The organism is Sphingomonas sp. 2R-10 (genome assembly GCF_030062225.1).
GTDB lineage: Bacteria > Pseudomonadota > Alphaproteobacteria > Sphingomonadales > Sphingomonadaceae > Sphingomonas.
The window spans coordinates 15,150-39,596 of the sequence record NZ_JASCXF010000019.1 but is presented as its reverse complement, the minus strand read 5'-3'; the positions used below and the strand labels follow the sequence as shown (position 1 = coordinate 39,596).

Sequence of the window (24,447 nt, the reverse complement as noted above, 5' to 3'; positions counted from 1 at the left end):
GACATGCGGACAGTGCTGGTGATGCTGGGCGGATCGCTGATGCTGGCCGCCTGCGGGCCGAGTGCCGAACAGCAGGCGCAGGCGAACGCCGTGGCGATCGCCAATGCGCAGGAGGCGCAGGAGACCGCGACCCGGGTCGACGCCCTGACGCCCGGCCAGCGCGACGGCGTGTTTATCCGCGCGATCCGCGACGCCGGCCTGCCGTGCCAGGGCGTGACGAAGTCGGAAAAGGGCGAGAAGCCCGGCAGCTGGGTCGCCACCTGTCAGGAAGGATCGCGCCACATCATCACCTTCGGCGCGAACGGCATGGCGAACGTCACCAGCTTCACGCCCCAGCCGCCGGCCCAGCGGTAACACACGCCAATCGTCACCCCGGCGCAGGCTGGGGTCTCCCGCGGCGAGGAGCGCGCTTCGTTACCGTGAGACTCCAGCTTGTGTGGGAGTGATGCATGCGGACCGGATTCTATCGCGGCTCGAACACCGACCACCCGGTCCGCTGCACCAGCCGCTCCAGCGCTACCGTCCCCAGCTGCGAATTGCCGCGTTCGTTCAGCCCCGGAGACCATACCGCGACCGACGCGATCCCCGGCACGATCGCAAGGATGCCGCCGCCGACGCCGCTCTTGCCCGGCAGCCCGACCCGGAACGCAAATTCGCCCGATCCGTCATAATGGCCGCAGGTCAGCATCAGCGCGTTGATCCGCCGCGCGCGCTGCGCCGACACGACATGGTGCCCGGTCGTCGGATTGACCCCGCCCGCCATCAGATACCGTCCGGCCAGCGCCAGTTGCCGACAGCTCATCGCCAGCGCGCACTGGTGGAAATATACCCCCAATGTCACCTGCGGATCATGGTGCAGGTTGCCGAACGCGCGCATGTAGCTGGCCAGCGCCAGATTGCGGAACCCCGTGTCCTGCTCGGCCTTCGCCACGCCCTCGTCGATGAAGATGCCGTCCTCGCCCGCCGCCGCGCGGACGAAGCGCAGCAACTCGCCCAGCGCCTCGCGCGGTTCGTAGCGGCCGAGCAGGATGTCGGCGACCACGATCGCGCCGGCGTTGATGAACGGGTTGCGCGGGATGCCGTGCTCGCTTTCCAGCTGCACGATCGAATTGAACGCACTCCCCGACGGCTCGCGCCCGACCCGCCGCCACAGCTGGTCCCCGACCGCGCCCAGCGCCAGCGTCAACGCGAACACCTTCGACACCGACTGGATCGAGAACGCCTCCTCGGCATCGCCTGCAAGGTGACACGTCCCGTCCGCCTCGATCACCGCCATGCCGAACCGCTTCGGGTCCACGCGGGCAAGCGGCGGGATATAGTCGGCCGGCGTGCCCCGGTCGGGGGCATCGGCCATTTCGGCGGCGATATCGGCAACGATGGTGGAGAGGTCCATGGGGGTGGGGTGTAGGCGACGGCGCCCGACGGCGGAAGCGTCCGTTCACTCCTTGCGCAGAAGCCGCGCCGCCAGCCGCCGCCGCACCGGCTCGTCGTACAGCTTCAGACCGGCACGGGCGATCAGCAGCGCCGCCGCCAGCACGCCTGCCCCGACCAGCGCACCCGCGACCGGCGCCGGCTTCGCATCGGCCACCCATGCGGTGTAGCATTAGATCAGCGGAAAACGGGTGATGTAGAGCGGAAAGGACAGCCCGCCGAAGCCGCGCGCGATGCGCACCGCCGGACCGTCGGCACCCTTGTCGCCCGCGCCGATCGCCCCGCCCAGCATCACCATCGCCTGCAGCCGGATCAGCCGCTGCTTCCAGAACTTCCGGGCCGTCATCCGGCCCCAGCGATCGTCATAGGCATAGGCAACGACGAAGCCCTACAGCAGGAAGAAGAAATCGACCGCCAGATACCCGTTGTTGATGACCTGCACTTGCGGATCGCCCTGCGCGAGCGGCTCGCACAGGTGGAGCAGCACGACCATCAGAGCCGCGACGCCGCGGAATCCGTCGAGGATCGCGAAACGGGAACTGGTCCGTGGCTAAGTGGTTGGATCCGGTAGGAAAGAACGCTCGTTTCGCCGAACCGGCGCTTGCCGGACGCCGCCGGGTCCGGCACACTCACCCGGTTGCCATGGAGAATGACGATGTCCGCTGCCGCCCTGCTTGCCCTGTTGCTCCAGTCCGTGCCCGCCGGTGGCACGCATCACGCGCAGTCCTATCCATATCAGGGAGTCGAGACGGTCGCGTACGAGAACGAGGTCAACTTCTTCCATAACTACGACAGCAACCGCAACGACGTCGTCGACCGCCGCGAACTGGACGTGATCGCCGCCAACGCCGATCGCCGGCTGGCGCTGCGGACGCCGGCCGGGAAGGGCCAGCTGATCGCCACCATGCATGCCGCCTTTGCGGCGCTCGACCGCAACGGCGACGGCCGCGTCACCCGGACCGAGTTCCAGGCGGCGAACCGCCAGAGCTGATTCGTCGGCCGGCGGTCGGGCAACCGTCCGGCCGCCGGCCGGTTCGCCTCAAGCCAGCCCCTTCAACCGGTAGAGCGCCTCCATCGCCTCGCGCGGCGACATGGCGTCCACATCCAGCCCCGCCAGCGCCGCACGCAGCCCGTCGACCGGCGCTTCCTCCACCACCGCCATCGCCGCGAACAGCGGCAGGTCGTCGAGGCCCGCCGCGATCCCGCCGGTCTTCGCCTTGCCCGCCTCCAGCTTCGCCAGCACCGCCTTGGCCCGTTGCAGCGTCGCGGGGGGCAGGCCGGCGAGGCGCGCCACCGCGATGCCGTAGCTGCGATCCGCCGGCCCCTCGGCCAGTTCGTGCAGCAGCACCAAGTCACCCTTCCACTCGCGCGCGCGGACATGGTGCAGCGACAGCGCCTCGCACCGTTCGGCCAGCCGCGTTAGTTCGTGGTAATGCGTCGCGAACAGGCAGCGGCAGCGATTGTCCTCATGGATCGCCTCGACCACCGCCCATGCGATCGCCAGCCCGTCATAGGTCGATGTACCGCGCCCGACCTCGTCGAGGATGACGAACGACCGCGGCGTCGCCTGCGCGAGGATGGCGGCGGTTTCGACCATCTCGACCATGAAGGTCGATCGGCCCCGCGCCAAATTGTCCGACGCGCCGACCCGGCTGAACAGCCGGTCGACCAGCCCCAGCGTCGCCGATATTGCCGGCACGAAGCTCCCGGCCTGTGCCAGCACGACTATCAGCGCGTTCTGCCGCAGGAAGGTCGACTTGCCGCCCATGTTCGGCCCGGTCACCAGCCACAGCCGCGACTGTTCCGACAGGCGGCAATCGTTGGCGACGAACCGCCCGCCGCTCCGCGCCACCGCGCTCTCGACCACCGGATGCCGCCCGCCGACGATGTCGAGGCAGCTGTGATCGACCAGCTGCGGCCGGGCCCAGCCGCCCTCCGCCGCGCGCTCGGCCAGCGCCGCGGTGACGTCGATCCGTGCCAGCGCGTCCGCCGTCGCCGCCACGCTCTCCCGGCTCGCCAGCGCGGCCTCGGTGAATGCCTCCAGATGCGCCGCCTCCGCCGCCAGCGCGTGCGCACCGGCCTGCGTGACCTTCAGCGCCGCCTCGTGCAGGTCGGGGGCGTTGAAGCGCACCACGCCGGCCAGCGTCTGGCGATGGGTGAAGCCGCTGTCGGCCGCCATCAGCTTGTCGGCGGCGCGCGCCGGCACCTCGACATGATAGCCGAGCACGCCGTTATGCCGGATCTTGAGCGCCGAGATGCCGGTGCGTTCGCGATACTGCGCCTCCAGCGCGGCGATCGCCCGCCGCCCGCCGGCACCGGTGTCGCGCAGCGCGTCGAGCGCGGCGTCGAACCCCTCGGCCACGAACCCGCCGGCATTGGCGTCGATCGGTGGCATCGGCACCAGCCCGCGCGTCAGCAGGTCGATCAGCTCGCCATGCCCGCGCAGCCGTGGCGCAAGCTCGGCAACCAGCGGCGGCACCGCCGGCAACCGCTCCAGCCGCTGCCCCAGCGTCCACGCCGCGCTCAACCCGTCGCGCAACTGCCCCAGATCGCGCGGCGAACCGCGGCCCGCCGCGATCCGCCCCAGCGCCCGCCCGATATCGGGCAACGCGCGCAACGCGGTGCGCAGTTCATCGCGCAAACCGGGATCGTCATGCGCCCATCCGACCGCCGCCAGCCGCCCCTCGATCGCGGAGCGGTCCATCAGCGGCGCGGCGATATCGCTCGACAGCAGCCGCGCGCCCGCGCCGGTCACCGTCCGGTCGACCTCCGCCAGCAGACTGCCCGCCCGCGCACCCGCCGCGGTCCGCGTCAGCTCCAGGCTCTCGCGCGTCGCCGCATCGATCGCCATGCACTGGCCATCCGCCGCGCACACCGGCGGCCGCAGGAACGGCAACTGCCCGCGCGCATTATGGTCGAGATAGGCGATCAGCCCGCCCGCCGCCGCCAGCGCCGCGCGCGAAAACTGCCCGAACCCGTCGAGCGTCGCGACGCCGTGCAGCGTCTTCAGCCGCGCCTCGCCCGCCGCGCTGTCGAAATCGGCCTTGCCGCGCAGCAAGGTCGCGACCTCGGCAAAGGCGCTCGTCTCGGCCGCGACCACCTCGACCGCCTGCAGCCGCGCGAGCGCCGCGGTCAGCCCCATCGCATCGGTCTCGATCACCTCGAACCGGCCCGTCGACACATCGGCCGCGGCGATCGCGACCCCGCCCGCCGCCTCGCCGATGCACGCGCACCAGTTCGCCGCGCGCGCATCGAGCAACGCTTCCTCGGTCAGGGTGCCGGCGGTGACGACACGAACGATCGCGCGGGCGACCAGCGCCTTGGAACCCCTTGCGCGTTTCGCCTCTTCCGGGCTTTCGACCTGTTCGGCGATCGCGACGCGGTGCCCGGCCTTGATGAGCCGCGCCAGATACCCCTCTGCCGAATGCACCGGCACCCCGCACATCGGGATTTTCGATCCCTCATGCTCGCCGCGCGCGGTCAGCGCGATGTCGAGGCACGCAGCGGCGATCTTCGCATCGTCATGGAACAGTTCGAAAAAGTCGCCCATGCGGTAAAACAGCAGGCAGTCGTCGGCCTCCGCCTTCAACGCCAGATACTGCTGCATCATCGGGGTGGGGGCGGGGGAATCGTCCGCCCGAGCCTTGGTCGCCATCGTCTGCCGATACCGCCCGGCGCCGCCCCCATGCAAGCGTGTCGAAGCGTGTCCGCCGCGTGCTACACCCTTGCCCGACCCGCCTTGCCCTGCGTAAAGCGCCTCCAAACGGGAGATCGCCAGTGTCCGAGACCACCGACCAGTTTTCCGAGCGCGAGGCGCTGCTGTTCCATTCGGAGGGACGGCCGGGCAAGATCGAGATCATCGCGTCGAAACCAATGGCGACGCAGCGCGACCTGGCACTCGCCTATTCGCCCGGCGTCGCGGTGCCGGTGAAGGCGATCTACGACGATCCCGCCTGCGCCTACGACTATACCGCCAAGGGCAATCTGGTCGCGGTGATCTCCAACGGCACCGCCATTCTCGGCCTCGGCAATCTCGGCGCGCTGGCATCCAAGCCGGTGATGGAGGGCAAGGCGGTCCTCTTCAAGCGCTTCGCCGACGTCGATTCGATCGATATCGAGCTCAAGACCGAGGATGTCGACCGCTTCATCGACGCGGTCGAGCTGATGGAGCCGAGCTTCGGCGGCATCAACCTCGAAGACATCAAGTCGCCCGAATGCTTCATCATCGAGCAGACGCTGCGCGAACGCATGAACATCCCCGTCTTCCACGACGACCAGCACGGCACCGCGATCATCTGCGCCGCCGGCCTCATCAACGCCTGCCTGCTGACCAATCGCAAGCTGAGCGAGGTCAAGGTCGTGGTGAACGGGGCGGGGGCCGCCGCCATCGCCTGCACCGAATTGATGAAGGCGATGGGCGTCGCCCACGACAACGTCATCATGTGCGACCGTACCGGCGTGATCTATCAGGGTCGCGACGACGTGAACCAGTGGCAGTCGGCCCACGCCGCCGCCACCGACCGCCGCACGCTCACCGAAGCGCTGCACGGCGCCGACGTGTTCCTCGGCCTCTCGGCCGCCGGCGCGCTCAAGCCCGAAATGGTCAAGGACATGGCGCCTTCGCCGATCATCTTCGCGATGGCCAATCCCGAACCCGAAATCCGCCCCGAACTGGCGAAGGCCGCGCGCCCCGACGCGATCGTCGCCACCGGCCGTTCGGACTATCCGAACCAGGTCAACAACGTCATCGGCTTCCCCTTCATCTTCCGCGGTGCGCTCGACGTGCGCGCGACCGGCATCAACGACGAGATGAAGATCGCCGCCGCGAACGCCATCGCCGAACTGGCGCGCCAGCGCGTGCCGGAGGAAGTGGCGCTGGCCTATGGCACGCAGCACAGCTTCGGCCCCGAATACATCATCCCCGCGCCGTTCGACCCGCGGCTGATGGAACTGGTGCCGTCGGCCGTGGCGAAGGCGGCGATGGATTCGGGTGTCGCCACCCGCCCGATCCTCGACATGGAAGCGTATCGCCAGCAGCTGCGCGCGCGTCTCAACCCGACCACCTCGGTCCTGACCATGGCCTATGAAGGTGCCCGCGCGCATCCCAAGCGCGTGCTTTTCGCGGAGGGCGAGGAGGAAGTCGTGCTGCGCGCGGCGATCGCGTTCAAGGAAGGTGGCTACGGCGTGCCCGTCCTGGTCGGCCGCGAGGATGTCCACGACCGCCTGCGCGCGCTCGGCGTCGCCAATCCGGACGAATATGAAGTCCACAACAGCCGCACCAGCGAGATGGTGCCGCAGATGGTCGACTTCCTCTACGAACGCCTTCAGCGCCGCGGCTACCTGAAGCGTGACGCCGAACGCCTCATCAATCAGGATCGCAACAGCTTCGGCGCGGTACTGCTGCAACTCGGCGTCGCCGATGCGATGATTACCGGCATCACCCGCACCTATGCCCAGACCTTCCGCGACGTGCGCCGGGTGATCGACCCGATCGATGGCAAGGTGCCGTTCGGCATCCACCTGCTGGTCGGGCAGAGCCATACCGTGTTCATGTCGGACACGACGATCAACGAACGCCCGTCGGGCGAGGAACTGGCCGACATCGCCGAACGCACCGCCGCCGTCGCCCGTCGCATGGGCCACGAACCGCGCGTCGCGTTCCTCAGCTATTCGACCTTCGGCAATCCCGAGGGGCAGTGGATCGACAATGTCCGCGACGGCGTCGCCGCGCTCGACAAGCGGCAGGTCGGCTTCGAATATGAAGGCGAAATGGCCCCCGACGTCGCGCTCAACCCGCGGCAGATGGCGAACTTCCCCTTCGCCCGCCTGTCGGGTCCGGCCAACGTCCTCATCATGCCGGGACTGCAATCGGCCAACATCTCGGCGAAACTGCTGCGCGAACTGGGCGGGGACGACGTGATCGGCCCGATGTTGATCGGCATGGAAAAGCCGGTGCAGATCGCCCCGATGACCAGCACGGCGAACGAACTGGTGACGCTGGCAGTGCTGGCGGCAGGCGGCATGGTGGGGTGAGGGCGGGGGCGCTCGTAGGTCGAGCGCTCCTTCCGCCTGAAACGTCACCCCGGACTTGATCGGGTCCCGCTTCTTTTATTTGCCACCGGCAAGGCGGGATACCCGAGGCCATTGACGGCCTGGAGTTTGATCCATCTGACTGGAAACGTCACCCCAGCGAAGGCTGGGGTCTCCGTCGGCTCCTGCCGCGCGCTACCACCGGGAGATCCCAGCCTTCGCCGGGATGACGCCCGTTTCGATATGAGTGGATCAAGCTCCAGCCGTACCCCCGCGCAGTCGGGGGGGGGGGCTGGGTGACGAACGCAAACCGTTGTTTTGCTTGGCTCTGGACCCCCGCCTGCGCGGGGGTGCGGTCTGCGAATTGCGCAATATCGCCGGATAACGTCAGGGGCGACGCCGCCCCTCAGAACTCCTTGATCAACCGCACCCCGCCCACCGGTCGCGCACGTTCGCCGCGCTGGCGATCCACGCCGGCGCCGAACTGCACGTTCACCTTGTCCGCCAGCGGCGCATGGAATTGCGGGATCAGCGCAAGGCCGCCGTCGCGGTGCGACTTGTAGTTGATCTCCAGCCCGGCGACCCGGTCCCGCCCCAGGTCGTAGAAGGTCGAATGGTTGACCAGCAGCCCGGCATCGCTCTCCGACTGGCCCAGCCGCACATCGCCCACCCCGACCATCGACATCGTGCTCAACCGTTCGTTGTGCCGCCGCCCGAGCATGTAGAGCAGCGCCTGCGACGTCCGCCCGCTCTCCCGTTCGTAGATGCCCAGGAACTGGACGCCATGCACAATCCGACCCTGGTCGAACGTGCCGAACGTCGCCTGCGCACCCATCTTCAACTCGGCCAGCCGCGTGCCCTCGAACGGCAGTTCGAACTCCAGCGCGAAGCCGTCGGCGACGGCATATTCGATCTCCGGCGCCCATTCGAGCGCGCGTTCCTGCCCCGACAATGGCGACAGCGCGAGGACGTTCGTCTCCAGTTCGCCGCGCCGCGCGCCCATCGGACGAACCATGTCGAACACCATCGGTTCGGGGATGTGCGGATAGTCGGCGGCGTCCCGTGCGGCGGCGGGAACGGCACCGACGATGGTCAGCGTCAGGGCGGCGAAACGGGCAATGGACATCGATGCAACAGACCTTTCCGGAGGAGAGGGCGTTGTAAGAACCCCGACCGGCGGGTCAAACCGCAGGCGCCGTGTCGGGAAAGCAGCAGCACTTCGAGCGTTGTCGTTCGCAATGGAGCAACAAACATGGCGTTAGAGACGGCGTTGGTGATCGGCGCGAATGGCGGGATCGGGTCGGCACTGGTCGCGGGCCTCGCGGCGTCGGGCCGCTACGACCGCATCATCGCCGCCGCCCGGAGCGAACCCGCGACGCTCCCCGCGAACGTCGACTACCGTCCGATCGATATCGCCGACCCCGCCTCGATCGCGGCCGCCGCCGCACGGATCGACGCCCCGCTGACCCGCGTCATCGTCGCCACCGGCACGCTGCACGACGAGGCGGCCGGTCCCGAACGCAGCCTGCGCGACCTCGACGCCGACCGGCTGGCGCGCCTGTTCGCGATCAACACCATCGGCCCGGCGCTGGTGCTGAAACATTTCGCGCCGCTACTGGCAAAGGACCAGCCGTCGACCATCGCCTGTATCTCCGCCCGTGTCGGCAGCATTTCCGACAACCGGCTGGGCGGCTGGTACGGCTATCGCGCGTCGAAGGCGGCACTGAACCAGATCGTCCGCACCGCCGCGATCGAACTGGCACGCAGCCGGCCGCAGGCGGTGTGCGTCGCACTCCATCCCGGCACCGTCGATACGGGCCTGAGCAAGCCGTTCCAGCGCGGCGTCCCCGCGGAAAAGCTGTTCACTCCGGCCTATAGCGCCGAACGCCTGCTCGCCGTCCTCGACACGCTGACCCCGGCACAGAGCGGCCGCATCTTCGCGTGGGACGGAGTGGAAATCGCCCCCTGACTTTCCTACACGGATGCTGCCTGTCAGGGTGGGCTCGTTCTTTCGCATCGTTCGCCACCCCCGCGATCGCCGTCCGGTATCGGTGATGCGACACGCCGCGTGCGCATTGCGCACGAGTGTGACTTTCGTGACCTTTGGCGGTTATCCGTCGATCGACCCGTCCAGCGACGCATTGACCAGCCCGCCATCGACCGTGATCGTCTCGCCCACCACATAATCCCCGGCCCGCGATGCGAGGTAGATCGCCGCCGCCGCCATATCCTCGTCCCCCCCGATCCGCCCGGCGGGAATGCGCTTCGCCACGCCGTCGCCATGGTCGCGTGCCGCCTTGTTCATCTCGCTGGCAAAGGCGCCGGGCGCGATCGAGGTGACGTGGATCGCGTCGCGTACCAGCCGCGCCGCCATCCGCCGGGTCAGGTGGATCAGCGCCGCCTTCGACGCCTGATAGCTGTAGGTTTCCCACGGATTGACCCGCTGGCCGTCGATCGAGGTGATGTTGATGACCTTGGCCGGGCGCGCGCGCGATGCCGCCGCCATCAGCATCGGGTGCAGCGCCTGCGTCAGGAAGAACGGCGACTTGACGTTCAGGTCCATGACCTTGTCCCACCCGGCTTCCGGAAACGTCTCGAACGCCTCGCCCCACGCCGCGCCGGCATTGTTGACGAGGATGTCGAGCCGGTCGGTATGGCTCGCCAGCCGGTCGGCCAGCGCCCGGCATCCGTCGACGCTCGCCACGTCCTGCGGCAGCGCGGTCGCGCCGATCGCCTCTGCGGTCGCAAGGCACTGGTCGGCCTTGCGCGCCGAGATGAACACGGTCGCCCCCTGCGCCACGAACCCCGCGGCGATCATCCGCCCGATGCCGCGCGATCCCCCGGTGACCAGCGCGACGCGTCCGTCGAGGCGGAACAGGCTGTCGGTATCCATCGCATCGTCTCCTGCAAACCCGATCTTCGAACCGGCGTTGTTATAGAATGAATAACCGATACCGGAACGTCTGAAAAGGCCGTGCCGCCAATGTCCGCCGGCCGCTTCGAAGCGCCGTCATCCCGGATATGGCCGGGACTTGGCGAATGTACCGCAGGCACCCGTAATCCTGCCGTACCTCCGCTGCCGCCGGGTAGGATGCGAGGCTCCCTAACGCCGCTTCAAACCGCCGCCCGTTTCTGTCAGCATGTGGCTTCTTCACAATCGCGGGCGGGGGCCATGGAAGCAAAATTGTTCGCCGGCCATGCCGTCCGCCGCCTGCGCCGCGGACAGGCGCTGACCCAGGCGGCGATGGCCGAACTGCTCGGCGTCTCGCCCAGCTATCTCAACCTGATCGAGCGCAACCAGCGCCCGCTCACCGCCACGCTGCTGGTCGGCCTCGCCGAGCGCTTCGGCTTCGACCCGCGGACGCTGGCGGCGAGCGAGCCGGGCGGCGGTGCCGACGCGCTGCGGCGGCGGCTGGCCGATCCGATGTTCGCCGACCTCGCGCTCGATCGCGGCGACATCGCCGAATGGCTGGCGAGCGCGCCGGGCGGGGCGGAGGCGTTCGCCCGCGCCTTCGACCGGCTGGGCGGGGCGGGGGAGCCGGTCGCGGCCGACCCCGCGGCCGAGGCGCGCGGCGCGATCGAACGCTGGCGCAACCACTTCCCCGACCTCGATGCGCAGGCGGAGGCGCTGGCCGACGACCTGCGCCAGAGCGGCGGCGATCCGGCGGCGGCGATGGCCGACCGGCTGCGCGTGCGCCACCATCTGTCGGTCCGGCTGCTGCCGGTGGAGGCGATGCCCGACCGCCTGCACCGCACCGACCTCCATGCCCGCCAGTTGCAGCTGTCCGAACGGCTCGACCCCGCCTCGCGCAGTTTCGCGCTGGCCCGCGCGCTGGGCCATGCCGAGGCGCGGGGCGAGGTGGACGCGGTGGTGCGCGGCGCCGGCCTGTCCGACCGGACCGCCGAACAATGGCTGCGTCGCCACCTCCACGGCTATTTCGCCGCCGCGGTCATGATGCCCTATGCCCGCTTCCTGCGCGCGTGCGAGGCGACCGGCTACGACATCGCGCTGCTCGGCCGCCGCTTCGGGGCGGGGTTCGAACATGTCGCGCACCGCCTGACCACGCTCCACCGCGTCGGTGCGCGCGGCGCGTCCTTCTGCCTGCTCCGGCTCGACCGCGCGGGACAGGTGTCGAAGCGCTTCGCCGGCGCCAGCCAGTCGCCGCTGGTCGAGGGCGCGCCATGCCCGCTGCTCGGCGCGTTCGATGCCTTCGCCCGCGGCGGCGAGGCGATCGTCCAGCTGGTCGAGCCCGAGGCGGGCGGCCGGTGGCTGACCATCGCCCGCACCGTCACCCCGCCCGGCGCGCTGGCGGGGGAGGTGCGGGCGCGCTTCGTCGTGATGCTCGGCATCGCCGCCGACCAGGCCGCCGGCCTCGCCATGGCGCGCGGGCTCGATCTGTCGGCGCGCGGCGTGCCCGTCGGGCCGGGATGCCGCGCCTGCACCCGCGGCGACTGCCCGCAACGCTCCGCCCCGCCGCTGGCGCGCGCGATGCGGCTCGACGACCGCGAGGGCGGGCTGACGCCGTTCGCCTTTGCCGGGGACTGAGCGCCGCGCTATGCTGGCGTTACGTCTCCCTTAACCCTGTCGTGGCACAACGCGGACATGCGAGTCCTCCATATCCTCGACCATGGCCTGCCGCTGCATAGCGGGTACACGTTCCGCACGCGGGCGATCCTGACCGCGCAGATGGCGCGCGGGTGGCAGGTCGCGGCCGTCACCGGCGCGCGGCAGGGCGCGACGACGTGCCCGCGCGAGACGGTCGACGGCATCGACTTCCACCGTACCGTGCCGCCGCGCGCGCTGCCGGCGCCGCTCGGCGAACTGGCGGAAATCCGCGCCTTCGCCGCGTCGATCGACCGGGTGGTCGACACGTTCCGGCCCGACATCCTCCACGCCCATTCGCCGGTGCTCGACGCGCTGGCGGCGTTGCGCGTCGCCCGGCGGCGCAAGCTGCCGCTGGTCTACGAGATCCGCGCCTTCTGGGAAGACGCGGCGGTCGGCAATGGCACGGGGACCGAAGGGTCGCTGCGCTACCGGGCGACTCGCGCGCTCGAAAGCTGGGCGGTGCGCCGTGCGGACGGGGTCGCGGTGATCTGCGAAGGGTTGCGCCGCGATCTGGTGGCGCGCGGGATCGCGGCGGACAAGATCATGGTGTCGCCCAACGGCGTCGACCTGACGCTGTTCGGCGATCCGCCCCCGCCCGACGCGGCGCTCGCCGAACGGCTGGGCCTTACGGGCAAGGAGGTGCTGGGCTATCTCGGCAGCTTCTACGATTACGAAGGGCTCGACACGCTGATCGCGGCGATGCCCGCGCTGGTCGCCGCGCGCCCCGACGTGCGGCTGCTGATGGTCGGCGGCGGCCCGATGGAGGCGGCCCTGCGCGCACAGGCCGCCGCGTCCAGTGTCGCCCATGCGATCCACTTCATCGGCCGCGTCCCGCATCAGGAGGTCGAGCGCTATTACGGCCTCGTCGACCTGCTGGTTTATCCGCGCAAGGCGATGCGGCTGACCGATCTGGTCACGCCGCTCAAGCCGCTGGAGGCGATGGCGCAGCGCCGGCTGGTCGCCGCCTCCGACGTCGGCGGCCACCGCGAACTGATCCGCGACGGCGATACCGGCACGCTGTTCCCGCCCGACGATCCCGCCGCGCTCGCCGGCCGCGTCGCCGCGCTGCTCGCCGACCGTTCGGGCTGGGACGCGATGCGCGACCGCGGCCGCGCCTTTGTCGAGGCGGAGCGCAACTGGGCATCGAACGTCGCGCGCTATCAACCGCTCTATCAGCGGCTGATCGGGCGCGGCGCGGCGGGCGTGCCCACATCCGGGCGCGCGATGGTGGACGCATGAACCGCGCGCTGCCACGCGTCCTCGCCGCCGTCGCCGGGCTGGCAGTCGCGATCGCCATCGCCTTCGTGCCGGCGTGGCGGATCGAGACGGTCGTGTCGGAAAGCGGCCTGCCCGCATTCCTGCCGATCGCCGCGCCGCCGCTCGGCTGGACCGCACGCGCCGCGCTGATGCTGCTGGCCGCGCTGCTGGTCGCGCTGCCGCTATGGGTCGCGCTGACGCTGCTCGGCGCCACCCGCCCGACCGCGCTGACCTATAGCGAGGCGGCCGAGGACGAATTGCCGCCCAGCGTCCGCCGCGCCGATGCCCATCCCGACGCCCCGCCGCGCCCGCCGGTACGCGCCGGGCGCGATCTCGGCGCGCCGTTTCTCGACTCCGTCGAACCCGTCGAAGCGGAGATCGCCCTGCCGCGCGACCTCGACACGCCGATGGCGATGTTCGATCCGCAGGCGCTGCCCCAGGTCCCCGCCGCGCCGCCGCCCACGGTAAGGCCGCTGTTCCGCCCCCTCGATCCCGAGCCGGAGCTGGCGGAGTTCGCCCCGATCGCCGATCCCGGTCCCGTCGACGCACCCGCGATCGAACCGGAACCTTTCGCCGGGGTGCAGTCCGTCCCCGCTCCGGAGCCGGTCGAACCCGTCGCGCCGCCGGCCGCGGCGTCCACTACGCCTGCGCCCAGCATCGCGACGCTGCTCGACCGGCTCGACCGGGGATTGCAAAGGCGACGGCTCGACCGGGCACCGCCCGCGTCCGAACCATCGCCCGGCCTCGCCTCCGCCCTTGGCGCGCTGCGGCGCATGGCCGGAGGCGAGTAACGCGCCTCCGCGTCATCCCTGGACCGGCCGGACCTCTGCAAGATACGGGGTACGGCAGAGGATGGATCAACGCGGGAGGGGCCTTCGCAAACATCGCGCTCCGGGGGGAAGGACGACCGGGTCACCGACCTACCGCTCCTCGACCGTCAGCACCTCCAGCCCGACGGCACCGGCCACCGCCCGCCCCACGACCTGCACGTCCGCCACCAGATGCCCGCGCAGCGGCAGGTCGGCCTCGGGCAGCGCCGCGATCCACCGCTCGAACGCCGCACCGCCGCCCGCCAGCGTCAGCCGATGCCGCGCCCCGTTGAACGTCGCGCTGGCCCATGGCGTCGCGTCCGCCGCGACGATCGCGATCGTCGCCCCGGCCGCCTCCGCCGCGATGCGCAGCCGCCGTTCCAGCAGCGTCGTCGCGTCCGGTCCCCGGCTCATTCCCCGCGCTCCAGCCGGTCGATATAGGCCTCGATCCGCGCGACCAGCGGCGGGCGGGGCTGGCGTCCGTTGCGCAGGTCGCCCACCAGCCGCGGGTCGCCCGCCGCCCGTCGCCCGAACAGCGTTTCGGGCATGCCGGTCTGCTCCAGATGCCGGCTGATCCGCTGCAATATCGTGTGCATCCATCACCTCCCACGCGCTCCCTCGACTCGATTCTGTTCCTGAAATGTTCCGTAAAATCCAACTTGTCTAGGAAAAATCCTATGGCTAGGATGCGGGGATGGAATCGGTCGACATCCGTGCCGCGCTTGCGCGGATCGCCGGGGAACGCGGCGTCAGCTTTGCCGAGCTGTCGCGGGTGCTGGGGCGCAATCCCGCCTATGTGCAGCAATATATCGAACGCGGTTCGCCGCGCCGCCTGTCGGAACCCGACCGCGCGACGCTGGCGCGCTATCTGGGCGTTGCCGAATCGTTCCTGGGCGGGCCGTCCGAAACCGCGTGGATCGCGGTGCCGCGGATCGACGTCGCGGCGTCGGCCGGTCCCGGCGGGCTGGTCGAACACGACTTGCGCGACGGCGCCTTGCGGGTCGATCCGGCGCTGCTGCGCGAGCTGCGCGTCCGGCCCGCCGATGCGTCGATGATCGCGGTGGCGGGCGATTCGATGCTGCCGACGCTGGCCGATGGCGACGCGATCCTCGTCGATCGCGGCGACCGGCGCGGCGTATCGGGCGCGATCCATGTCGTGCGCCATGACGGGCTGCTGCTGGTCAAGCGGCTGGTGCGCGGGGCGGGCGGCGTCGAGCTGTTCAGCGACAATCCCGCCTATCCGCCGCTCGCCGTCGATGGCAGCCCCGATATCGTCGGCCGGGTCGTCTGGCTCGCCCGCGCGCTATAGCTCGCCCTCGACGATCCGGTCGTCATCGGATCGTTCATAGCCGAACAGGTCGCCCGGCTCGCATTCCAGATAGTGGCAGATCGCGGCGATTGTCGAAAAGCGTACGCCCTTCACCTTGCCCGATTTCAGCAGCGACAGGTTGGATTCGGTGATCCCGATCGCGCGCGCCAGCTCGTTCGACCGCACCTTGCGCTTGGCCAGCATGACGTCGAGGTTCACCGTCACCGGCATCAGACGATCTCCGCGATATCGGCCTGCGCCCGGCTGCCCGCCGACAACGCCCAACTGACCGACAGCGCGGCGAAGGCCAGCATCAGGTTCGCGCCGACCTCGCCCAGATCGAGCGAGAAATACCAGCTGCGATAGCCATCGACCGCCGGGATCAGCAGCATGACGCGCAAGCTCGTAAGGATCGGCGACAGCAGCGCCATCGCCATCGCCGCCCATGCCGCATGGCGCAGCCACGGCAGCGCCCGCGCGAGCACGTCGCCCTGCCGCGCGCCCAGCCGCAACTGGGCGATCCCGACGAAGCACAGCAACGCCAGCATTGGCAGCGTCTCGATCGTCGCCATGATGTCGAGCGGGGTATAGACCCGCCAGTCCTCGATATGGGCGGACAGCCGGGCGGCGACGGCGGGCGATACGTCGACCTTCTCCCGCGCTTCGCTGGGCAGCATGTCGAGGACGTTGTCGTAATAGCCGCAATCCGGTTTGGTGCAGATCGCATCCGACGCGGCGTCGGAAAAGGACAGCACCAGCCCCGTCAGCGCCAGCAGCGCCGCCGTGACGATGAACAGGCTGCCGACGATCCGGCATGCCCGCGCCTGGCTGCGGGTAAGGGAATAGCTGTCTGGCATCAAACTCTTTCTGTTTTACAGAAATAAATTTCTATCTTACACGATGATTCGGCACGGGGCGAGAGTCGCCGTCCGTCATGGGGAAAGGTACAAGCCATGTTTGTGAAATTGCTGGTTGCGACCGGTGCGGCGATGGTCGTGTCGGCGGTTCCGGGTCATGCCCGGGATCGTTCGGCCCGGGCCGATGGCGCGGCGTTCACCGGCGGCTATGTCGGGATCGAGGCTGGCGCCCGTCAGCATCGCTTCCAGCTCGAACTGACCGAGCCGCGCTTCGGCACCACCGAAACGCGCACCTATGACGCGACCGGCTTCGGGGGCGGCGCGTTCGCGGGCTACGACCTCGCGCTGGCGTCGCGCCTGCGGCTGGGGGCGGAGGTCGCGCTGGTGGCGGGCGGGGGGTCGCCGGTCGCGCGGGTCGGCAGTCGCAGCTACCGCGAGGAACCGCAATGGGGCTACCGCGTCGGCGGGCGGCTCGGCTATGTCGTCGGCAACCGCGCGCTGGTCTATGCCGCCGCCGGCTTCGGTGCCGAACGGAACGACTTTCGCGACGGGTTGGGCGTCGACGGCGCCGATCGCTGGTCGAGCGGCGTCAGCTATGGCGGCGGCGTGGAATATCGGTTATCGCGCCGGGTCGGGGTGCGGCTCGACTATCGCGAAGTCGGCGGCGTGTCGCGCGCGCTGACGCTCGGCGTGCCGGTGCGGTTCTGACATGCTTGTGGCTGCGCTCGCGCTGATGCTGCAACAGGCGGCACCACCACCTGCCGCGCCCGAGGACGAGATCACCGTAATCGGCCGGCGCATGCGCGACATGCGGTTCGCAGTGAAATACGACCGCCGGCGCCGCGCCTATCGCTGCATCGTCCGGCGCACCAGCGGCGATCCGGCGCTCGACACGGCCATATGCGATCTCGGTCTGCGCTGTACCGAAGGTGCGACGTCGGTCGCGCGGGTCGAGGACTGCGTAAAGACGGGGTTCGAGACGCTGCCCGGTCTCTACGCCAGCGAGCGGCGACAGTTCAGCCGCGGTCCCGCTGCCAGATGACCAGCGCGATGACGATGCCGATGGTCAGGCCGATCAGCAGCCCTGCGGTCGCCTCGCCGAACACCGCGCCGCCGATCGCGCCGGCCATCACGCCCAGTGCGATCGGCATCCCGCCGGCTTTCGGACTATGGGGAGGTTTGTTCATCGCCGATCGCTCTGCCACACTCCCCCGCGCCGCGCCACCGCGTCCCGCGCGTGCCGGATCGGGACGGGGAACGTCCCGATCCGGGATTGCGCCGCGGCCGTTAACGATCGAGAGGCGCGGGACACGCGGTCGCGCCGGTTCCGGCACGGTCCGTGAAGCGAAAGGTCCCATGCACGACACCCCCGTACCCTATATCGCCGACCGTTCCGCCCTGACGATGGCGAACGAACTGATGCGCGGGTTCGGACCGGCGGCGGCCGACGAGGCCACCGCCCGCGCCCGTCAGGCGCGCGACCGCGACAACGTCGTGCAGTTCTGCCGCTGGCGACAGGTCGCCCGCCTCGTCACGCTGCTGGAACATCCCGGCGCCTGCGGTACGATTCACTGACGCTCCGGGCGGGTTTGCCCTTGGCGGGGGTGGTCCCGGCGCGCCAGGGTCCAAACCCGATCATAACAAGGACCGACCGCGCAGCGGCGGGCGTATTTTGATGCCGGGCGGCGTCGTGCGTCGGTCACGATGCAAAAGCACCGCTCCGCTCCTTACTCCTGGCCCGGCACCAAAATACGCTCCGTCACGACCTTGTTATGATCGGGTTTGGACCCTAGGACAATCGAATGTCGAGCTGCCGGCTTGCCGTGCTGTTGAGCGCCGGATGGCTCGCTTTCGCGGGTCCGTCGGCGTTCGCGCAAACGACGCCCGCGCCGCAGGAAACGCCGCTCGACCCGAACGCGCCGATGACCGACCTGCCCGATATCGGCGTGGCATGGCCCGATCTGTCGGTCGCCCCCGCCGATCCGGCGACCACCGCCGGCCCGCAGCGCAGCGGTGGCGAGTTCCGCTACAATTACCGCATCACCGGCATCGACGCGATCAACACCGATCTTTTCCGCCAGCGGTTCAACGAGTTGTCGACCCTTCGTGCCAATGAAGGCGAACCGGCCAACGCCGCGCAGATCGATCGTCGCGCGCGCGAGGATGCGCGGACGCTCGACGAACTGCTGCGCAACGAAGGCTATTTCGACGCGCGCATCGCCACCAGCGTCCGTCCCGAAGGCGACAGGCTGATCGTCTTTCTGGAGGTCGAGCCGGGCCAGCTCTACCGCTTCGCACAGGTCCGCACCCCCGGCATCGCCGCGGCGGGCGCGAAGGCCGACGAACTGCGCGACGCCTTCGCCCTGAAGCCCGAGGCCCCGGTCCAGGGCGACAGCGTCGTCGCCGCGCAGGACAGGCTGGCATCGACCATCGGCCGCGAAGGCTTCCCCTTCGCCCGGGTCGGCGAACCCCAGATCACCGTCGACCACGCCACCCGCACCGCGACAATCGACGTCGACGTGGCCCCGGGCGGCGAACGGCGCTTCGGCCGGATCGTCGCCCGGCCCAACCGGGTCTTCGACGGCGACCATGCGCAGGACATCGCCCGCTTCAAACCCGGCGAGACCTATGATTCCGCGCTGGTCGACGATCTGCGCCGCGCGATCGTCCAGACCAGCCTCGTGTCGCAGGTCCGGCTGACCCCGGTCGAGGGGCAGGCGCCGGGCACCGTCGAGCTCGACCTCGCGATGGAGCCCGCCCCGCCGCGCACCATCGCCGGCGAAATCGGCTACGGCACCGGCGAAGGCGCGCGGGTCGAGGCCAGCTGGACCCACCGCAACCTGTTCCCGCCCGAAGGTGCGCTGACGCTGCGCGGCGTGCTCGGCACGCTGGAACAGGTCGCCGCCGTCACCTATCGCCGCAACAACTTCCACGGGCGTGACCGGGTGCTGACCGCGCAGATCGCCGCCACCCATCTCGTGCGCAACGCGTTCGAGGCGAACACCGTGTCGCTGTCGGCCGGTCTGGAACGACAGACCAACATCTTCTTTCAAAAGACGTGGACATGGTCGCTGGGCGGGGAACTGGTCGCGACCGACGAACGCGACGTGATCGTCGCCACCGGCGAACCGCGCCGCCGCACCTATTTCATCGGCGCGCTGCCCACCAGCCTGAACTATGACGGCTCCGACGACCTGCTCAACCCGACGAAGGGCTTCCGGCTGGGCGGGCGGATCAGCCCCGAAGTCTCGCTGCAGGGTGACGTGTTCGGCTATACCCGGGCGCAGATCGACGCGAGCGTCTATCGCCCCGTCACCGCGCGCGTCGTGCTGGCCGCGCGTACGCGGATCGGTTCGATCCTCGGCGCGCCGCGCGATGCGGTGGCGCCGTCGCGGCGCTTCTATGCCGGCGGCGGCGCGTCGGTGCGCGGCTATGGTTTCCAGGATATCGGCCCGCGCGATCCCAACAACGATCCGATCGGCGGCCGCAGCCTCGCCGAATTTTCGCTGGAGGCGCGGGTAAAGGCGTTCGGCAATTTCGGCGTCGTGCCATTTCTCGACGCCGGCAACATCTATACCTCGACGCTGCCGCGCTTCTCGGGGATGCGCTACGGTGCGGGCGTCGGCGTGCGCTATTACAGCAATTTCGGCCCGATCCGCGTCGATGTCGGCACGCCGATCAACCCGCAGCGCGGTGACCCGCGCATCGCGGTCTATGTCTCGCTGGGGCAGGCATTTTGACCGATCCCGCGCCGGAAACGCCCGCAGCGCCCGCGCAGCGCAGGCGTCGGATCGGCTGGGCGCGACGCCTTGGGCAGCTGCTGCTGGCGGTCGTCGTCCTGATCGCCGGGCTGCTGGTCGTCATCGACACCGGCCCCGGCCACCGGCTGATCGCCAATCGCATCGCGACGATGAAGCCCGCCAACGGCATGCGCTATCGCATCGGCCGGATCGACGGCTCGATCTACCGCCGCGCGCGGCTGATCGACGTCCGCATCTACGATGCCCGGGGGCTGGTGCTGCGCGCGCCGCTCGCCGAACTCGACTGGCGTCCGTGGGAGTTCTTCTCGAACCGCCTGTCGATCGACAGCCTGACGATCCCGCGCGCGATCCTCGCCAAACTGCCGCAGCCGACCCCGACCGGGCGCAAGGGGCCGATCCTGCCGGGCTTCGACATCCGCATCGGCCGGCTGAGCGTCGACCGGCTCGAACTCGCGAAGGGGGTGACCGGCACCGCGCGCACCGGCCGGCTGGCGGGGCAGGCGGATATCCGCTCGGGCCGCGCGCTGGTCGACCTCGCGCTCAATGTCGCGAACAGCGACCGGGTGCGCCTGCGCCTCGATGCCGAGCCCGATCGCGACCGGTTCGATGTCGACCTGCGCGCGCGGGGCGCCGCCGACGGCCTGCTCGCCACCGCCAGCGGCATCCGCCGTGCCCTGTCGCTCGAGGTGACGGGCGACGGCCGCTGGTCCGCATGGGACGGGCGCGCGGTCGCCGATGCCGGGACCGTGCGGATCGCCGACCTCGCGCTCGGCGCGCGTGCCGGGCGCTATACGCTGGGCGGCACGCTGCGGCCCTCGTCGCTGTTGCAGGGCAAGCTCCAGCGGCTGACCGCGCCGACCGTCCGCGTCACCGGCAGCGCGACGCTGGCCGATCGCCGTATCGACGGCGTGCTGGCGCTGCGCAGCGCCGCGCTGGCGGTCGAAGCGGACGGGATCGTCGATCTCGGCACCGGTGCGTTCCGCGACCTGCGGCTGCGCGCCCGGCTGCTGCGGCCCGCCGCGATGTTCCCCAACATGTCCGGGCGCGATATCGAATTGCGTGCGATCCTCGACGGCGCCTTCGACACCGCGCGCTTCGACTACCGCCTGCGCGCCGCGCGGCTGGCGTTCGACCAGACCGGGTTCGAAGGGGTGGTCGCCGCGGGCCAGGGCCGCCTGTCGAAGGCGCCGGTGATCGTGCCGATCCGCCTTGCCGCCGCGCGCGTGACCGGCGTCGGCGACGTGGCGGGCGGCATCCTGCGCAACCTGTCGGTGACCGGCAGGCTCGCGGTCGATGCGCGCACGCTGGTCGGCAACGACCTGATCGTGCGGTCGGACAGGCTCAACGGCCGCATCATGCTGACGCTCGACCTCGCGACCGGCCGGTACGAGGTCGGCATCAGCGGCGCGCTGCAACGCTATCTGATCCCCGGCCTCGGGCTGGTCGATGTCCAGACCCGGCTGACCGCGGTGCCGATCCCCGGCGGCGGCACCCGCATCGTCGGGCGCGGGCTGGCGCAGGTCCGCCGGCTCGACAACGGCTTCTTCCGGTCGCTGACGCAGGGGCTGCCGCGGATCGAAACCGGGCTGGAGCTTGGCCGCGACGGCATCCTTTACCTGCGCGGCCTGCGGCTGACCTCGCCGGGGCTGACGCTCACCGGCAACGGTTATCGCCGCCGCGACGGCACTTTCCATTTCGAAGGGGGCGGGCGACAGGCGACCTATGGCCCGGTCCAGCTCGTCCTCGACGGCAATATCTCGAAGCCGACGCTCGACCTGCGCTTCGCCGCACCCAATGCGACGCTGGGGCTGTCCGATGTCGTCGCCCATCTCGACCCGACGGCCGAAGGCTTCGCCTGGCGCGCGCAGGGCGGATCGCGGCTCGGGCCGTTCACCGCGAACGGCCGCATCCTGTTGCCCAGCGGCGGCACCGCGCGCATCGCGGTCGACGCGCTGGAGGTCAGCGGCACGCGCGCGACCGGCGCGATCGACATCGTCCCCGACGGCTTTCTCGGCCGGCTGAACGTCGATGGCGGCGGTATCGCCGGCACGATCGATTTCCGCCCGCAGGGTGACGACCAGCGCATCGACATCGCGCTCGACGCCACCCGCGCCCGGCTGGGCGTGGCGGGATCGGTGCGGCGCGCCCGGGTGGAGGCGGCGATCGTGCTGGCCGATGGCGGCACGACGCTCGACGCGACCGCCACCGCGCAGGGGTTCCGTCGCGGCCAGCTGTCGATCGCGCGGCTTGCGGGCAGCGCGAAGCTGGTCGACGGCGTGGGCGAGGTTCGCGCGGCGATCGCCGGATCGCGCGGCCGCGCCTTCTCGATCCGCAGCGTGATCCAGGTTTCGGCCGACACATACCGCATCAGCGCGGAAGGAACGCTGGACCGCCGTCCGCTCAAGCTCGAAACCCCCGCCGTGCTCCGCCGCGAAGGGGAGGGCTGGCGGCTCGACCCCACCCGGTTCAGTTTTTCCGGCGGCACCGCGACCGTCGCCGGCGCGCTCGGCACCGACACCACCGAACTGACCCTCGACGTCGCGCGCATGCCGCTGGCCGTGCTCGACATCGGCTATCCGGGACTGGGGTTGAGCGGCACCGCGTCGGGCAGGATCGCCTATGCCACGCGCGGCGACACGCCCGGCGGCCGGGTCGACATGACGGTGCGTGGCCTCAGCCGGTCGGGGCTGGTCGTGTCGTCGACCCCGATCGACGTCGGCGTCGCGGCGGTGCTCGACGCGAACCGCGCCGGGGTGCGCGCGGTGATGGCCAGCGGCGGCCGGACGATCGGTCGGGCGCAGGCGCGGCTGGCGCCGCTGGGGCAGGGCGACCTCGCCACGCGCCTGACCAACGCGCCGCTGTTCGCGCAGCTGCGCTATGGCGGTCCCGCCGACACGCTGTGGCGGCTGACCGGCATCGAACTGTTCGACCTGTCCGGGCCGGTATCGGTCGGCGCCGACGTGACCGGCCGCCTTGCCGACCCCCGCATCCGCGGCGTGGTCCGCTCCAGCGGTGCGCGGATCGAGAGCGCGATCACCGGCACCGTGCTGACCGGCGTGGAGGCGCAGGGCCGCTTCGACGGATCGCGCCTCGTGATCGACCGCTTCAACGCGCAGGACGGGCGACAGGGCCGGGTCAGCGGCACCGGCGCGTTCGAATTCGCCGCGGTGCGCGGCTTCGGCATCGACCTGTCGCTCAACGCCGATCGCGCCCGCCTCATCAACACCGATTCGATCGGCGCGACCGTCACCGGCCCGATCCGCGTGCGCAGCGACGGCGCGGGTGGTATCATCTCGGGCGAGGTGCGGATGGACGGCAGCCGCTACCGCCTCGGCCGCGCCACCGCCACCGCCCCGCTGCCGCGCCTCAACATCCGCGAGATCAACCGCCCTGATGGCGATGAAGAGGCGGGCGCGGCGGTCGTGCCGTGGAAGCTCGACCTGAAGGCCCGCGCCCCCGGCGGCTTGATCGTCACCGGCCTCGGCCTGTCGAGCGAATGGTCCGCCGACCTCGCCATCACCGGCGAACCGACGAACCCGATCATCAACGGCCGCGCCGATCTGGTGCGCGGCGACTATGAATTCGCCGGCCGCGAGTTTCAGCTCGATCGCGGCGCGCTGCGCTTCAACGGCGAAAGCCCGGCCGACCCCGCGCTCGACATCGTCGCCAATGCCGATACGCAGGGGCTGAACGCCACCATCCGCGTCGCCGGCACCGCGACCCGGCCGGAGATCAGCTTCCAGAGCGTGCCCGCGCTGCCCGAGGACGAACTGCTCTCGCGGCTGCTGTTCGGTACCTCGATCACCAACCTGTCGGCGCCCGAAGCGTTGCAGCTCGCCGCGGCGGTGGCGGCGCTCCAGAATGGCGAGGGCGGGCTGAACCCGATCAACGCCGTCCGCCGCGCCGCCGGCCTCGACCGCCTGCGCATCCTGCCCGCCGATCCGCAGACGGGGCAGGGCACCTCGGTCGCCGCCGGCAAATATCTCACGCGGCGCTTCTATGCCGAGATCGTGACCGACGGGCAGGGCTACAGCGCGACCCGTATCGAGTTCCAGGTCACCCGCTGGCTGTCGCTGCTCGCGTCGATCTCGACCATCGGCCGCCAGAGCACCAACGTCCGCATTTCACGGGATTACTGACCGGGCAGGCGAGACCCGCCGGGTTCGGGCAGCGTCGCGCCGGTCGGGGCGTCCGTTCCATTGCCTGTCGAACGGACACGGCGCGAAAGTTTGATCCATCCATATGGAACCGTCACCCCAGCGAAGGCTGGGGGCTCCATCGGCTCCTGCTGCGCGCTACCACCGGGAGATCCCAGCCTTCGCTGGGATGACGTCCGTTTCAGTGGAGATGGTTCAAACTCTATCCGCTTTCCTACACGGCCGCGAAC

Annotated in this window: 24 protein-coding genes; 13 read left to right on the top strand and 11 right to left on the bottom strand. The window is 70.3% G+C overall.

Features of this window, described 5'->3' with window-relative positions:
- Window positions 1-3 precede the first annotated feature (3 nt).
- Window positions 4-354, top strand: coding sequence for a hypothetical protein (locus QLH51_RS10450; RefSeq protein ID WP_125654350.1), 351 nt, complete (start codon window positions 4-6; stop codon window positions 352-354).
- 109 nt (window positions 355-463) lie between these two features.
- Here the strand turns inward: QLH51_RS10450 and QLH51_RS10445 are convergent, their stop codons facing one another.
- Genes QLH51_RS10445 through QLH51_RS10435 form a run of 3 tightly spaced genes read right to left on the bottom strand, consistent with a single transcriptional unit; the run spans window position 464 to window position 1,777 of the window.
- Window positions 464-1,393, bottom strand: a complete 930-nt coding sequence (locus QLH51_RS10445) for a glutaminase (RefSeq protein ID WP_125654352.1) — start codon at window positions 1,391-1,393, stop codon at window positions 464-466.
- A 45-nt stretch (window positions 1,394-1,438) separates the two neighbouring features.
- Complete coding sequence (locus tag QLH51_RS10440) at window positions 1,439-1,588, bottom strand: hypothetical protein (protein ID WP_206428770.1); 150 nt, start codon at window positions 1,586-1,588, stop codon at window positions 1,439-1,441.
- Window positions 1,589-1,603: 15 nt separating this feature from the next.
- Window positions 1,604-1,777 carry a hypothetical protein gene (locus tag QLH51_RS10435; RefSeq protein ID WP_206428771.1) on the bottom strand — a complete coding sequence of 58 codons (174 nt, stop codon included), beginning with the start codon at window positions 1,775-1,777 and terminating at the stop codon, window positions 1,604-1,606.
- A gap of 309 nt (window positions 1,778-2,086) precedes the next feature.
- Here QLH51_RS10435 and QLH51_RS10430 point away from each other — a divergent pair, with 309 nt between their 5' ends.
- Window positions 2,087-2,422 (top strand): EF-hand domain-containing protein, encoded by a 336-nt coding sequence (locus tag QLH51_RS10430; RefSeq protein WP_164516045.1) that lies wholly within the window; start codon window positions 2,087-2,089, stop codon window positions 2,420-2,422.
- A gap of 48 nt (window positions 2,423-2,470) precedes the next feature.
- On the opposite strand, the gene mutS is transcribed toward QLH51_RS10430, so the two are convergent.
- Window positions 2,471-5,041, bottom strand: coding sequence for a DNA mismatch repair protein MutS (mutS, locus tag QLH51_RS10425; protein WP_125654673.1), 2,571 nt, complete (start codon window positions 5,039-5,041; stop codon window positions 2,471-2,473).
- Between the two features lie 167 nt (window positions 5,042-5,208).
- Between mutS and QLH51_RS10420 the strand changes: the two genes are divergently transcribed.
- Window positions 5,209-7,464, top strand: coding sequence for an NADP-dependent malic enzyme (locus QLH51_RS10420; protein ID WP_125654356.1), 2,256 nt, complete (start codon window positions 5,209-5,211; stop codon window positions 7,462-7,464).
- Between the two features lie 403 nt (window positions 7,465-7,867).
- Here QLH51_RS10420 and QLH51_RS10415 read toward each other — a convergent pair whose 3' ends face one another.
- Complete coding sequence (locus QLH51_RS10415) at window positions 7,868-8,587, bottom strand: hypothetical protein (RefSeq protein ID WP_206428773.1); 720 nt, start codon at window positions 8,585-8,587, stop codon at window positions 7,868-7,870.
- Between the two features lie 126 nt (window positions 8,588-8,713).
- Here QLH51_RS10415 and QLH51_RS10410 point away from each other — a divergent pair, with 126 nt between their 5' ends.
- Complete coding sequence (locus tag QLH51_RS10410; protein ID WP_125654358.1) at window positions 8,714-9,430, top strand: SDR family NAD(P)-dependent oxidoreductase; 717 nt, start codon at window positions 8,714-8,716, stop codon at window positions 9,428-9,430.
- 141 nt (window positions 9,431-9,571) lie between these two features.
- On the opposite strand, the gene QLH51_RS10405 is transcribed toward QLH51_RS10410, so the two are convergent.
- A complete protein-coding gene (locus QLH51_RS10405; RefSeq protein WP_125654360.1) occupies window positions 9,572-10,354 on the bottom strand; it encodes an SDR family oxidoreductase in 783 nt (260 codons plus the stop codon).
- A 279-nt stretch (window positions 10,355-10,633) separates the two neighbouring features.
- Between QLH51_RS10405 and QLH51_RS10400 the strand changes: the two genes are divergently transcribed.
- From QLH51_RS10400 to QLH51_RS10390, 3 genes are read left to right on the top strand one after another with little or no spacing between them, the layout of a single operon-like run.
- A complete protein-coding gene (locus tag QLH51_RS10400; RefSeq protein ID WP_125654362.1) occupies window positions 10,634-12,007 on the top strand; it encodes a helix-turn-helix domain-containing protein in 1,374 nt (457 codons plus the stop codon).
- Between the two features lie 57 nt (window positions 12,008-12,064).
- A complete protein-coding gene (locus tag QLH51_RS10395; RefSeq protein WP_125654364.1) occupies window positions 12,065-13,306 on the top strand; it encodes a TIGR04063 family PEP-CTERM/XrtA system glycosyltransferase in 1,242 nt (413 codons plus the stop codon).
- Window positions 13,303-14,115 (top strand): hypothetical protein, encoded by an 813-nt coding sequence (locus tag QLH51_RS10390; RefSeq protein WP_125654366.1) that lies wholly within the window; start codon window positions 13,303-13,305, stop codon window positions 14,113-14,115. Before QLH51_RS10395 ends, QLH51_RS10390 begins: the two co-directional genes overlap by 4 nt.
- Before the next feature lie 129 nt (window positions 14,116-14,244).
- Here QLH51_RS10390 and QLH51_RS10385 read toward each other — a convergent pair whose 3' ends face one another.
- Together QLH51_RS10385 and QLH51_RS10380 are read right to left on the bottom strand one after the other, a co-directional pair.
- Window positions 14,245-14,547: a hypothetical protein gene (locus tag QLH51_RS10385; RefSeq protein ID WP_125654368.1), complete on the bottom strand. Its 303-nt coding sequence runs from the start codon at window positions 14,545-14,547 to the stop codon at window positions 14,245-14,247.
- Complete coding sequence (locus tag QLH51_RS10380) at window positions 14,544-14,729, bottom strand: hypothetical protein (protein ID WP_125654370.1); 186 nt, start codon at window positions 14,727-14,729, stop codon at window positions 14,544-14,546. The genes QLH51_RS10385 and QLH51_RS10380 overlap by 4 nt, the downstream gene beginning before the upstream one ends.
- Window positions 14,730-14,827: 98 nt before the next feature.
- On the opposite strand from QLH51_RS10380, the gene QLH51_RS10375 reads away from it, so the two are divergent.
- A complete protein-coding gene (locus QLH51_RS10375) occupies window positions 14,828-15,442 on the top strand; it encodes a S24 family peptidase (protein ID WP_125654372.1) in 615 nt (204 codons plus the stop codon).
- On the opposite strand, the gene QLH51_RS10370 is transcribed toward QLH51_RS10375, so the two are convergent.
- Window positions 15,437-15,673 carry a helix-turn-helix domain-containing protein gene (locus QLH51_RS10370; protein WP_125654373.1) on the bottom strand — a complete coding sequence of 79 codons (237 nt, stop codon included), beginning with the start codon at window positions 15,671-15,673 and terminating at the stop codon, window positions 15,437-15,439. The two genes, QLH51_RS10375 and QLH51_RS10370, sit on opposite strands and share 6 nt — an antisense overlap.
- Complete coding sequence (locus QLH51_RS10365; protein WP_125654375.1) at window positions 15,673-16,299, bottom strand: hypothetical protein; 627 nt, start codon at window positions 16,297-16,299, stop codon at window positions 15,673-15,675. The genes QLH51_RS10370 and QLH51_RS10365 overlap by 1 nt, the downstream gene beginning before the upstream one ends.
- A 96-nt stretch (window positions 16,300-16,395) precedes the next feature.
- Here QLH51_RS10365 and QLH51_RS10360 point away from each other — a divergent pair, with 96 nt between their 5' ends.
- Both QLH51_RS10360 and QLH51_RS10355 read left to right on the top strand, forming a co-directional pair.
- Window positions 16,396-17,007, top strand: a complete 612-nt coding sequence (locus QLH51_RS10360) for an outer membrane protein (RefSeq protein ID WP_125654377.1) — start codon at window positions 16,396-16,398, stop codon at window positions 17,005-17,007.
- Window position 17,008: 1 nt separating this feature from the next.
- Window positions 17,009-17,341, top strand: a complete 333-nt coding sequence (locus QLH51_RS10355; protein WP_125654379.1) for a hypothetical protein — start codon at window positions 17,009-17,011, stop codon at window positions 17,339-17,341.
- Here the strand turns inward: QLH51_RS10355 and QLH51_RS10350 are convergent.
- Entirely contained in the window at window positions 17,316-17,450 is a 135-nt protein-coding gene (locus tag QLH51_RS10350; protein WP_283514545.1) for a hypothetical protein, read from the bottom strand. The two genes, QLH51_RS10355 and QLH51_RS10350, sit on opposite strands and share 26 nt — an antisense overlap.
- Before the next feature lie 205 nt (window positions 17,451-17,655).
- Between QLH51_RS10350 and QLH51_RS10345 the strand changes: the two genes are divergently transcribed.
- The 3 genes from QLH51_RS10345 (at window position 17,656) to QLH51_RS10335 (ending at window position 24,199) form a co-directional block, all read left to right on the top strand.
- A complete protein-coding gene (locus QLH51_RS10345; protein WP_125654381.1) occupies window positions 17,656-17,874 on the top strand; it encodes a hypothetical protein in 219 nt (72 codons plus the stop codon).
- A gap of 227 nt (window positions 17,875-18,101) precedes the next feature.
- Window positions 18,102-20,039, top strand: coding sequence for an autotransporter assembly complex protein TamA (locus QLH51_RS10340; RefSeq protein ID WP_125654383.1), 1,938 nt, complete (start codon window positions 18,102-18,104; stop codon window positions 20,037-20,039).
- Window positions 20,036-24,199, top strand: coding sequence for a translocation/assembly module TamB domain-containing protein (locus tag QLH51_RS10335; protein WP_206428774.1), 4,164 nt, complete (start codon window positions 20,036-20,038; stop codon window positions 24,197-24,199). Before QLH51_RS10340 ends, QLH51_RS10335 begins: the two co-directional genes overlap by 4 nt.
- Window positions 24,200-24,447: the final 248 nt, after the last annotated feature.